General features: G+C 41.0%; 8 protein-coding genes. All 8 read left to right on the plus strand.

What is annotated here, in order from left to right:
* The first annotated feature begins 91 nt into the window (after positions 1 to 91).
* On the plus strand, positions 92 to 646 hold the full coding sequence (locus BWD42_RS02275; protein ID WP_077432851.1) for a DUF4468 domain-containing protein: 555 nt from the start codon (positions 92 to 94) through the stop codon (positions 644 to 646).
* A 672-nt stretch (positions 647 to 1,318) separates the two neighbouring features.
* Positions 1,319 to 1,888 (plus strand): RNA polymerase sigma factor, encoded by a 570-nt coding sequence (locus BWD42_RS02280; protein WP_077432852.1) that lies wholly within the window; start codon positions 1,319 to 1,321, stop codon positions 1,886 to 1,888.
* A gap of 75 nt (positions 1,889 to 1,963) precedes the next feature.
* Complete coding sequence (locus BWD42_RS02285) at positions 1,964 to 2,947, plus strand: FecR family protein (protein WP_077432853.1); 984 nt, start codon at positions 1,964 to 1,966, stop codon at positions 2,945 to 2,947.
* A gap of 115 nt (positions 2,948 to 3,062) precedes the next feature.
* A complete protein-coding gene (locus tag BWD42_RS02290; RefSeq protein WP_077432854.1) occupies positions 3,063 to 6,527 on the plus strand; it encodes a SusC/RagA family TonB-linked outer membrane protein in 3,465 nt (1,154 codons plus the stop codon).
* Positions 6,528 to 6,599: 72 nt separating this feature from the next.
* Positions 6,600 to 8,363, plus strand: a complete 1,764-nt coding sequence (locus BWD42_RS02295; protein ID WP_077432855.1) for a RagB/SusD family nutrient uptake outer membrane protein — start codon at positions 6,600 to 6,602, stop codon at positions 8,361 to 8,363.
* The gene (locus BWD42_RS02300) at positions 8,354 to 9,235 is read left to right on the plus strand and encodes a metallophosphoesterase (protein ID WP_077432856.1); all 882 of its coding nucleotides are present in this window, start codon (positions 8,354 to 8,356) and stop codon (positions 9,233 to 9,235) included. Before BWD42_RS02295 ends, BWD42_RS02300 begins: the two co-directional genes overlap by 10 nt.
* Positions 9,236 to 9,266: 31 nt before the next feature.
* On the plus strand, positions 9,267 to 10,538 hold the full coding sequence (locus BWD42_RS02305; RefSeq protein WP_077432857.1) for an RICIN domain-containing protein: 1,272 nt from the start codon (positions 9,267 to 9,269) through the stop codon (positions 10,536 to 10,538).
* A 12-nt stretch (positions 10,539 to 10,550) separates the two neighbouring features.
* Entirely contained in the window at positions 10,551 to 11,927 is a 1,377-nt protein-coding gene (locus BWD42_RS02310; RefSeq protein WP_077432858.1) for a DUF3472 domain-containing protein, read from the plus strand.
* The last annotated feature ends 183 nt before the right edge of the window (positions 11,928 to 12,110 follow it).

The following is a 12,110-nucleotide window of genomic DNA, read 5'->3' on the forward strand; positions in this document are numbered from 1 at the left end:
ATTCGAATATATAATTTTGGCATAATATCTGTTGCCGTAGCAACAGTTGTTCATGTAATTGATCCTAATTTAAAATAAATACGCTTGATAAATGATAAAAAATTTTGTTGTTGTTTTACTGTTTTTAGTTACAACAGTATTTGCAAACGCGCAGTCCATGAAATTAACTCCCAATGACTTTGTAGATGCTGCAGACGAATCGAAGAATTATGTCGTCCTGAATTTTGCAGGAAAATCGCAAAGTGATCTGTATAAAGCAGCGCTGAAATTTGTGAACTCGTATTACAATAACCCGGAGAAAGTTACGACAAAAATAGAAGGTGAGCAGATTGTCGTCGATGCGATGAAAGTAAAAGCAACGGCTTGGGGTAGAGGTAATGATCTTGATTTTTTTTATAAGATTACCATGGACTTTAAGGATGGACGGCTGCGTTTTTCTCCCAATTATAAATACCTCGAAAACTACAATGGAATTGAGTACCCATTGGTCAAAAAAAGTAATCTTTGGGTAAAGACAGCCCTTTTCAATACAGATGGTAAAGTCAGGCGAGAAGCGGCGAAGCAGGAATTGGAACAGTTTATCAATAATTATATTATCGCGATTACAAATAGTATAAATATGAGCAAGTCGAATGACAACTGGTAAAAATATACCAAATAATATGTTGAAACAGCCTCCATGGGAGGCTGTTTTGCTCTCCAGCCCATGGACTTGATATCTCTATCTATCTATCTATCTATCTATCTAGTCCTAAGGTCTGAACGTATAATATTCCGGATATTCCGCTCATATATAGCTTATTTTCCTCAGATTGTCTAGTCTAGAGCCATACTTTTGGCTCCCCCAGGGTGTCTTTATCAGTTAAAGCCAGACCCGCGGAGTGAATAGCACTCGTCTTTCAAATAAAATGGTAAACGGTGTTTGCTCTTTTTGTATAAATGTATTTTGTTTTCAGATAAATTCTAAGTAATTAAAATAAATATGGTATAAATATATCTTATTTAATACGAAGTTTTAAGTACCTAAATATTATTCCAATGTGCCCAGCTTCGTGGAAGTTAGCAGCTTGAAGTGCTTGAATGCGATTATTTATAAAAGATGCCAATCGGTAAGCTAAAGAATTGGTATTTTATTACTTCCCGCCACTTAATAAAATTTCAAATAAAACAACCTTGGATAAGTATTGTATCCAGAAAGGGATAAAATGAAAATTTACGCAAACGTTTGTTTTAAAAGCTTGACTTTTAATGCAAAAAAAATCCAGTATGTTTGATTAAGAACAGCAATATTATACGCAATTAAACCAGCTATTAAATTATGAAATCAAAATTGTTGATCAAAGATATTTCAGATTTTGAAATGTTGGTGAATACCCATACCGACAAGCTGACACAGACTGCTTTCTTAAAAATTGGAAACCTGCAGGATGCGGAAGATCTTGTACAGGATCTCTTTATCAATCTCTGGATCAAAAGAGAGTCCATTGTTATACATGGTCCGGTCTACAATTACCTCTATGTTTCCCTGCGGAATAAAATTATGAATTATTTTGCTAAGGCCAAGCTTAGCCAGGACGTGAAAAATAAGCTTGCACTAAACCTTGAAGTCGTAGATCTTTCCTTGGTCAATCTTTTGATCGAGAAAGATCTAAACATCTTGTTTTCGGAAATTTTGAACGAGTTACCTGATCACATGCAAAAGATTTTTAAGCTACGCAACGAAGATTTTACCCTCAAAGAGATTGCTGTCGCTTTAGGATTGGCCGAACAGACCGTCAAAGGATACAGTGCAGAAATGCATCGCCGTATTAAAGCCATGTTAATAGAGCGTCATCCCGAATTTGCTCGTTCTCTGACAGTAATGCTTTCCTTTTTGCTGGTCAAATAATTTTTTAATTTCTTACATACTTTTGATTATCACCAACTGTCTTACTAGAAAGAACACATCTAGAAAGGATTACCAGTGGATCAAAACCAGTTAAAAAAACTAATCAAGAAGTACCGGGAAGGTACAGCGAGTGCTGCGGAGAAATTTGTTGTGGAATATTGGTATGAATCCTTGGGGCAACAAAAAGACGAAGATCCAGAAATAAAATTAATTCCAGACCGCAAAAATCTTAAGCAACGGATTATTGGGGCTGCTTCTGAATATGCAAGTAAGCGATCCGCTAACCGACGACGTTTTATATATGTCGCTGTCGCGAGCATCATGCTGTTTATGCTATCAACCGTTTTATATAATCAGTATTTTTCAACGTCGCATATTGACCGCCTGATAAAGCCAATCAAAATAGTATATCTCGATAGAGGAACGATATCCACTGGTACTGCCGAACGAACGACAGTCATCCTGAACGATGGTACGAAAGTGATCCTCAATGCCAACTCAGGCATAACGGTCGGCAATTACAACCGTCGGCGTGATGTGAAACTCTATGGTGAAGCCTTCTTTGATGTCAAGAGAGACCCGTCTAGACCCTTTACGGTACATGGCGGTGGATTACATATCAAGGTGTTAGGTACCAGTTTTAATGTTAAGGCTTATCGCGATATTAGTAATACATCGGTATCGGTGTGTACAGGTAAAGTGCAGGTTGACAACAACGAGAAAAATCTGCGCACATTGCTGGCTGATGAAAATATATCTTACGATCGCAAATCTAGCAATTTTAAATTGACCAATGCTGAATATTCTTTAGAGAACTCATGGCTATCGGACCATGTTAAGCTGGATCAGGCAAGTTTTGAAGAATTAAACCAAAATTTTAAGAATTTCTATGGATTCTCACTCCATACAGCCGATGAGAAATTATTAAAGGATCGTTATAATATTAATTTCCGACAATCCAAAACAATGACAGCCGCGCTGGAAGAGATTCAGTTATTGACCGGTAAGAAAATTAGTTTTAATAATAAGCAGGAGGGAAAAGAGATCATTTTATATTAAATATAAAAGGGCTCACATAGTGTAAGACCCTTTACAGAATTATATGGAATCTATCTCACCCGATTCCATACCCGGTTTCATTGACGTAAAACCTTAATCAATACAAAATTAACAAATGATTAACAAAAAACTAATAGTAAAAGAAAAAAGAAGCAACAAATACCTTTCTTTAAGTCTTGGTGGGGCGCTACTGCTATTATCCGGCACTTTTCCATTGAACAGTATATATGCACAGGAGAATGCCAAGATCTATAACCAGAACTACCAAAAAACAAATCTGCGGGATGTTATCCTGGATCTACAAAAGAGATCTGGCTCAGATATTTCTTTTACAGAGAGCTTGGGTCTAAAAAATATAAATATAGCGAGGTTCGATACCAAAAATGAGTCTTTAGACCAGGTCTTACGAAGACTATTATCTCCCTATGGTATTCAGGTAAAAAAGACGGATAGTGGTTTTGTTTTAGCGCGACAGGCACAACGCCAAGTAAAACCTATTTCCGGAAAAGTCGTCGATCCCTCCGGTACGCCGGTTTCGGGAGCTACCCTAAATTTAAAGCGCTCCAACACAAAATCCAAAACTGATGACAAAGGGATGTTTCTGCTGAATTCGATTTTTCCTTCGGATACGCTATCCGTGCATTTTATGGGATTTAAACCGATAGATACTTTAATTAATAGTGACCTCACCGGAGATTTTGTGATTCGGCTGGCTGCTGACCGGGCGCGCGAGCTTGATGAGGTGGTCGTTGTGGGATATGGTGTTCAAAAGAAAGTTAATCTCACGGGATCTGTTGCGGTTGTCGATGGCAAACGTTTACAGGACCGACCGGTAAACAACGTTTCCCAATCACTTTATGGAACAGTCAGTGGTCTGACCATCGCATATGGTAACAATGGTTTTGAACCCGGCGCTGCACCGTCGGTACAGATCCGGGGGCAAGGTAGTCCGTATGTCCTGATCGATGGCACCGCCGGAGATATTAATACCATCGATCCGAACACTGTTGAAAGTGTTTCTATCTTAAAAGATGCAGCTGCTTCGGCAATTTATGGCGCCCGTGCACCTTATGGAGTGTTGCTGATAACAACCAAATCAGGGAAAGCTAATCAGAAACCTCAGATTGATTTTTCGATGAATGGCGGACCTACAACCATTATCAATAAACCGAAAATGGTTGATTCCTACACGTTTGCCCGCGCCATGAATGAAATGCATGACAACCAGGGGGTTGCCAGATTGTTTTCAGAATCTACGATCGACAGGATCATAGCGTATATCGATGATCCCTCATTACCTGAGACCGTGCCTGATGCCAACAATCCGAAGAAGTGGTCCACCTATCAATTCTCAAACGGCAATAATGACTGGATAGATATCCATTATGGCAATGGACGCCGGATGCAGGAAAATTTATCTGTCAAAGGAGGATCAAAAGACATGGCCTATTTTTTGTCTCTTGGACATGCATCCGAAAAAGGGGTTTTCAGAATCGTCGATGATAAGTATAAACGCTACAATTTTCAGGCTAAGCTTGATGCCAATATTACGGATTGGTGGAAGATCAGTTCGAATACTCGCTTGACAAATGAACAGCGCAACCGACCGATCTACAATGGTGAAGGGGGATACGGAATGATAATTCACCAGATTTTCAGGACGCATCCCGAGGTTTTTCTTAAATCGCCAAATGGTTATTACTCGCAACTTTCTCGGGTGCCGCAGATGCAGGCGGGGTATCAAAAATTGACGGACAATAATCTGGTTCAGCGTTTGGCCACAGAGATCAGCCCCCTTAAAAACTGGAAAATCAATGCCGATTATTCCATAGATTATAAAATCTACAATTATGAGGGCGTCAATCAGGTGGCTTATGAGGATGAAGTAGATGGTACGCTCGTGCCAATATCGCTTACGGTTCCTTCCTATATCAGTAAAGACAAATCCAATACCACCTACAAAGCCCTTAATATTTATACAAGCTATAATTTAGATTTTGGAACGGATCACCATTTTATTGCACTTGCTGGATTTCAGAATGAAATTAATTCCTATGACCTTCTCAGTGGTTTAAAAAGGGAACTTATCACACCAGATGTGCCTTCCTTAACAACTGCAACCGGTGAAATGCAGATATCCGATGCCCTTAGTCATTGGTCTACATTAGGCTATTTTGCTCGTTTAAATTATAATTATGCGGACAAATATCTCTTTGAGGGTAATATACGATATGATGGTACATCGAAATTTGCTCCTGGTAAAAGGTGGGGCTCGTTCCCTTCGCTATCAGCAGGATGGGTGGTTTCAAAAGAGAAATTTTGGGCTGGCCTTCAAGCTTATGTTCCTTTCTTTAAGCTTAAAGGATCCTGGGGACGACTAGGAAATCAGAACGTCGCAGCCTATCAGGATCTCGCATTATTGGGCGTCAAAAGTAATTTAGGTTGGCTTATTGATGGCATGCGCCCTGCATACACCACCGCACCCAACTTGGTCAATCGCTTTCTCACATGGGAATCATCCCGTTCAACGAACATGGCCGTCGAAGCGGGTTTTCTACAAAACCGTCTGCAGGCCGAATTCGAATATTACCAACGCTTGACCTATGACCGTCTTGGCCCAGCTCAGGCACTTCCAGCGGTATTGGGAGCAAATATTCCTAAAGAGAATAATTCTGAACTCAAGACCAAAGGCTGGGATTTTAGCTTACGCTGGAATGGAAAAGTCGGCTCGGATTTTAATTATTCCATAGCGGCAAATGTGTTTGACTATAAAAATATAATTACAAAGTATACCAATCCTACGGGTATCCTGACAACGGACTATGTGGGCAAAGATGCTGGAGAAATCTGGGGCTATGAAACCGTTGGCTTGATCAATACAAAGGAACGCGCTGATGAGATCAACGCTTCTGGCTATCAGAAATTTATCAATGGTCAGACTTGGCAAAAGGGAGATGTTGAATATCGTGATCTCAATGGAGATGGGGTAATCAATAAGGGCAAAAACACCATAAATGACCATGGAGACCTTAAAATCATTGGTAATACAACCCGTCGCTATCAGTTTGGACTTAATTTAACAGCCAACTATAAAAATATCGATATAGCGGTATTTATCCAAGGTACTGGAAAGCGTGATCTATGGTTGGATGGCAATGTATTCTGGGGTTTTAGAGCCTGGAATCAATCTTCCCTGTTCCCGCACCACATGGATTACTATAGGGATACCGAAGGTGACCGCTATTCGGGGCTTGGTATAAATACGAACGCTTATTATCCTCGTCCTTATAGTAACACCGGTCAGGACAGCAAAAATAAAGAGGTTCAAACGCGCTATCTGCAGAATGGTGCCTATGCACGTCTTAAAAATCTTCAGATCGGATACAGCATTCCGCCGCTAATGCTCCAAAAAATCGGATTGAAGCGCGCGCGTATCTATTTTTCCGGTGAGAATATCTATACTTTATCTAAGCTTCCGGTCGGTTTCGATCCTGAGACGGCGACTTTAGGAGAATTAGGAAATGGAAAAAGCATGTTTTCACAGGCGATTTGGGCATTCGGAATGAATATCTCACTGTAGCCACATTTGCTATTAAATAATAAACGGCTATTAGTAAGTGCCAGAAAATTTATAGTAAGAAATCAATAACCAATGAAAAAAATTATAATCTTAATATATACAGCAGTCTTTTTACTGTTTATCAGTTCCTGCTCCAAAGAATTTTTGGATAAACCACCATTGACAGAGATCGATAATGAAATCTACTGGAAAACGGCAAATGACCTGGAAAATTATACCATACAATTTTATACGGTATTCCCAGCTTTTAACACAGTAGGTAGTTATTTGGGATCAATCGGTTGGGATGGTACGCGAGGATCCGACGTGCAGATTTCCAGTTCACCAAGTACAGTCTGGAATGGTACCGAATCGCCGGTTTCATCAGGCGGAAACTGGACCTGGGGTAATATCCGGAGTGTCAATATCTTTTTCAAGAATTATACGAAATGCAAAGATCCTTTTGAAAAATATAAACAGTTTTTAGGAGAGGCCCATTTCTTTAAAGCTTGGTTTTATTTCGAAAAAGTCAGACTCTACGGTGATGTTCCCTGGTATACGGATCCATTGGAGATGGACTCTGAAGAATTATTCAAAGCACGAGACCCACGTACAACGGTAGTGGACTCGATTTTGGCACACCTGGATAAAGCGATTGAATATCTGGAACCTGTGGCTACAGTAAAAGGTAAAAACAATAGGCTTTCTAAACAGGCTGCCCTGCTCTTCAAATCCAGGGTCGCCCTATTTGAAGGCAGCTGGCAGAAATACCACAAAGGTACAGCATTTGGTACAGCTGGCGCTGATCCCAATAAGTACTTCCGACAAGCTGCTGCCGCCGCCGAAACGCTGATGGATGCAAAATATGGCATGTCGCTGTATAGCAACAACGATCCCGAAAATGATTACTGCAAACTATTTTCCCTGAAAGATCAGCTTGCCAATAAAGAGGTGATCCTTTGGAAGGCATATTCGGTCAACCGTGATTTGTCACACTCTTTTCAAATTTACGTGTCCGATCGCACAGCGGGAATATCCATGACTTTTGAGCAGGTGGAGCATTACCTTGGCCGGAATGGTCAGCCATACGATTATTTTACCCTTGGTAAGACTGTGAAAGGCAATGCTTTTTTAGAAAAAATACGGACCGATTGTGATCCACGCCTATCCCAGACTATTTGGACACCAGGAGCTGTGATGTGGGATAATGGATTTGGTAAAGCCACCTTTAAAAAGCCATTTCTGGACAAATCCGGCGAAGCCTTGAATAATACCGGTTTCCAGATCCGGAAGGGAAATGATCCAAAATCGGCTCTAGCAGGTGGTGGTGTTTCCTGGAGCTCAAGTGATGAAACCGGTGCAGTCATCTTTCGTTACGCCGAAGCCTTATTGAATTATGCCGAAGCGAAGGCTGAACTCGGAGAAACAGTCGATTATACCAAATCAATCAATCTGCTCCGCAAAAGATCAGGTATGCCGGATTTTGCTATTCGCGACGATCAAAATAAGGACAAGTATGCTGACTATGGTTACAATATATCAGACCAGCTAAGAGAAATCCGACGCGAGCGCACCGTAGAACTTGGAGCCGAAGGATTTCGCTATGACGATATTAGGCGATGGGCCGCCCATAAACTGCTGAAAGGCAAACGTCCCAAAGGTTATCCATTTTTGGCCTCGGATTGGACGGGTACAAAAATCAACTATAAAGTTGATGCGGACGGTTTGCTGGATCCTTTTGCAACGCAGCTGCCGAATGGCTATGGATTTAAGGAAAACCGCGATTATCTCGAATGTATACCGCTAAATGAAATCACATTGAATAATAACTTAAAACAAAATCCAGGATGGGAATAAAAGTATTTTTGCCATTGCTGTTCATCCTATTTTACAGTATGATCCAGGCTCAATCTGTTGTTAGGATCGGTCTTATCGCCGATCCACAGTACGCAGATAAGGATACCCGTGGCAGCCGTTTCTACCGAAACTCACTTGACAAATTGGATTCGGCCATCACAGCGATCAACAGGGAGGAGGTGGATTTTACGGTCATGCTTGGCGATTTGGTCGATGTAGGACCCAAAGATCTGCAGCCGGCGCTTCAGCGACTCAACAAGCTCAAAAGACCGGTCTACAATATCTTGGGAAACCACGATTATGTGGATGTTGATGACGGGGCTCATTTATATGAGTTATATAACATGCCAAATCCTTACTATACTGTAGAAAAAGGTGAATGGCTGTTTATCATGCTCAATACCAATGAACTTGCCGAATATGCCACTAAGGCGGGATCAGGCCAACGTGAGGCTTGGAAGAAACTCAATGATATACTGAAGACAGCAAAAAGAAACAATGATCAGCCCTGGAATGGAGGCATCAGCGAGAAACAGCTGAAATGGATGGAAAGACAACTTCACAAAGCCCAGTCAGCATCCAAAAAAGTGATTGTTTTCACACATCATCCCTTGTTCCCCGAGAATGGCCTTGAAGCACTGAATAACCGAGTGATATTGGCCCTTATCGAAAAATATCCGGTTGTAAAGGCGGTTATCTCAGGTCATCATCATCCCGGTAATTTTGCAAGCTATAAAGGTATTCCGATGATTACACTAGAAGGGATGATCGAAACCGCCGACCAAAATGCTTTTGGTGTTTTGGAGCTCAATGATCATCAGCTGAATATTCATGGAGCAGGGCGGATGACAGCCAGAAAAATTAACTTTTAACGATATACTTACTATTTAAACAATAAAAATTATGAGAAAAACAACATTAATGTTTGGCAAAGCAGTCTGTATGTTTGCCTGTATGACTTATCTATTTGCGGGCTGTCAGAAAGATATTACCCAAATTCAGGAAAACGCGCCCAAAAAAACAAGCAAAGTCAATACGACATTGGCTGGTCCGACCTTTGTAAGTGCACATCGGGCCAATGATCTGATTAAGGTTGATGAGATTATCAACGAAGGGATTAATAGCCTGGAGGTGGATATCTATGTTGCCAATAAAAACGGCCAGCCAACCTGCCTAATCGGACATGAAGCCGGAACAGCAACAGGACAGACATTGGAAGAGTATTTTGCCAACCTAAATCAGAAGCTTCCGGGCTATACTTCCCTTTGGTTGGATTGTAAAGATTTGAACAGCGCCACAAATGAACAATTATTTTTAAAGACTTTGAAGAAAATGGATAGCCTGTATTCCATTAAAAACAGAGTATTGATAGAAAGTATGTATCCGCAGCATTTGACAGGCTTTAAGCAGCTTGGTTGGAAGGTAAGTTACTATTGCAACTGGTCAGATTTGAGCGGCAAGACAGCTGCGCAGCAACAGGTTGTCATGGATTCTATGTACAGCAAGTTGACTACCTATGGTGTGGATGGAATTAGTTACGATGCATCTGTCGATAATGCGATGAAATCTTACTTCCCGACCAAAACCGTTGGCACAGAACGTGTGAAGATGTATGCATGGGCACTATCACGTTATTACGGAGAAGCAGACCTCGCAAGCAAACTGTCAGGATATTCACATCTCGATATATTATTGATTACATTTTACTCGCCACAAGGTATTTTGACAGATGGAGCCAATTACAAAATCGTATCTGCATTAACCAAAGAGCCGAGCAAGCTGGTTGATGCCAACGGTAACCCTCCAGTTAATGGTGAGGATGTCACCTTATGGACTTATAATTATCCGACAACGCCCAATCAGGTCTGGAAATTGAGAAGTGTTGGAAGTGGATATTATGCCTTGAAGAATGTGGCTGATACGACTAAAGTATTGGAAGTACGGGGCGGTGGATCTGCAAACAGCACGCCTGTTCAGGTGGCCACATTTGCAAATACTTCTGCACAACGGTGGAAGATTACTTATGTGGGAAGCGGCAATTATAACCTTGAGCCAGCATCTGCCATAGGTAAAAACCTTGATGTAAATGGATCAAGTACCGCCAACGATACGCAGATACAAATCTATTCAGCGCATACAGGCAATGCACAGAAATTCAGGCTGGTTAAACAATAAGAAATTGCGATCATGACAACAACTGAAATGGTAAAGATCAAATATTTATATCTATTTTTCGCGGTTTTGAGTTTTGCAGGCTTTTTGCTTCTCTCATGTGAAAGAGATCATGCCGTAGAGCATAATCCGTCCGAAACAGTTAGCAAAAAGGGTTCGAGTCTGATCCAGGGAGATATCAATGATCTGACGCTTGCGATTCCTATGGGTGGGAATGCGTTTGTGACCAATGGATCCGGTGGGGCAGAGATTTTTGATAATTCAAATTATGGGCTGCGTAACTGGACCAGCCTTTCGGCTGTGGTAAGTACCTATTTCAAGGTAACACAATCAGGTACTTTACATTTGGGAATACGAGGCTACGTCACCACAGGCACGAGTGTGGTCCGTTTGACTGTCAATGGACAGAGTTTCGATGTAACCTTGACAGGTGGAGCACCTGCAAAAGACTATTATGCAGGTGCAGTGCAGATTGCTGCACCTGGTTATGTAAAAGTAGATCTACAGGGAATAAGCAAAACTTCGACTTACATCGGTAATATGACCGATATTCTTATCGGTGGTGCGGTAGCTTCCTCCGGTCTTACCTATGCGAACATACCTGCAAGCTATTATTTTTCACGTCGTGGCCCTTCGGTACATTTAACGCCAAGTCTTCCTACTGGAAATTCCTATGAATGGATGTATAATGAAGTGACTGTTCCCGCAGGACAGGATCCTGTAGGTAGTTATTACATGGCAAATGGATTTGGACAAGGATATTTTGGCTTTCAGGTCAATTCAGCTACACAACGAAAAATTATATTTTCCGTATGGGATCCAAGCAATGAGGCTGACGGTAAAACCACTGCAGTGAGTAGCGGTACAGATGTGGTCGTCAGTGGTTTCGGTGGCGAGGGAACAGGCGGAAAAAGTAATTGGACATACGACTGGTCAACCGGGACGACGTATAAGTTCCTGACAAGAATAAGACCGGACGGGTTAGGAAGTACACTTTATTCATCTTGGTTTTATGTTCCAGAGTTAGGAACATGGAAATATATTGCGACCTTTAAAAGACCGGCTATTTCAACCTACATAAAAGGTGCTTACTCTTTTCTTGAAAATTTCAATAATACGATGGGCTACTTGGGCCGAAAGGCATATTATTCAAATTTTTGGGTTAGGACAACAACGGGTACATGGATCGAATCAACTTCTTGTAAATTTAGTGTGGACGGCGCAGGTGATAATAATCAACGCGGCGATTATAGAGGTGGAGTTGAGAACGGTAAGTTCTTTTTGCAAAACGGTGGATTTTTTAATGATTTCGTGGCAGAAAATACTGTTTTTACAAGACCTGCTACTGGTACTGCTCCCAATATAGATCTTATTAATTTGCCCATGAATTAAAAATTTTGTAGGTAGTGGTGTTCAATTTGGCGCAACGCATGGATTATTTCATGACGTTGCGCTTTTTTATTCCACACTTTTTACTAAAGATAGAATGTATTTTCAGTAGAGGTCATTCTTGTTGAATTTGTGATTGTTTTTGAAAGAAAGCCTATTTTACAATACAGAAAAAATAACTTAATA

The sequence above is a fragment of the Sphingobacterium sp. CZ-UAM genome (genome assembly GCF_002000245.1).
Taxonomy (GTDB): domain Bacteria; phylum Bacteroidota; class Bacteroidia; order Sphingobacteriales; family Sphingobacteriaceae; genus Sphingobacterium.

Bases quoted from the DNA above. Each gene is read 5' to 3' on its own strand.
- BWD42_RS02275 (WP_077432851.1), top strand. From the start codon at position 92: ATGATAAAAAATTTTGTTGTTGTTTTACTGTTTTTAGTTACAACAGTA.
- BWD42_RS02280 (WP_077432852.1), top strand. From the start codon at position 1,319: ATGAAATCAAAATTGTTGATCAAAGATATTTCAGATTTTGAAATGTTG.
- BWD42_RS02290 (WP_077432854.1), top strand. From the start codon at position 3,063: ATGATTAACAAAAAACTAATAGTAAAAGAAAAAAGAAGCAACAAATAC.
- BWD42_RS02295 (WP_077432855.1), top strand. From the start codon at position 6,600: ATGAAAAAAATTATAATCTTAATATATACAGCAGTCTTTTTACTGTTT.
- BWD42_RS02300 (WP_077432856.1), top strand. From the start codon at position 8,354: ATGGGAATAAAAGTATTTTTGCCATTGCTGTTCATCCTATTTTACAGT.
- BWD42_RS02305 (WP_077432857.1), top strand. From the start codon at position 9,267: ATGAGAAAAACAACATTAATGTTTGGCAAAGCAGTCTGTATGTTTGCC.
- BWD42_RS02310 (WP_077432858.1), top strand. From the start codon at position 10,551: ATGACAACAACTGAAATGGTAAAGATCAAATATTTATATCTATTTTTC.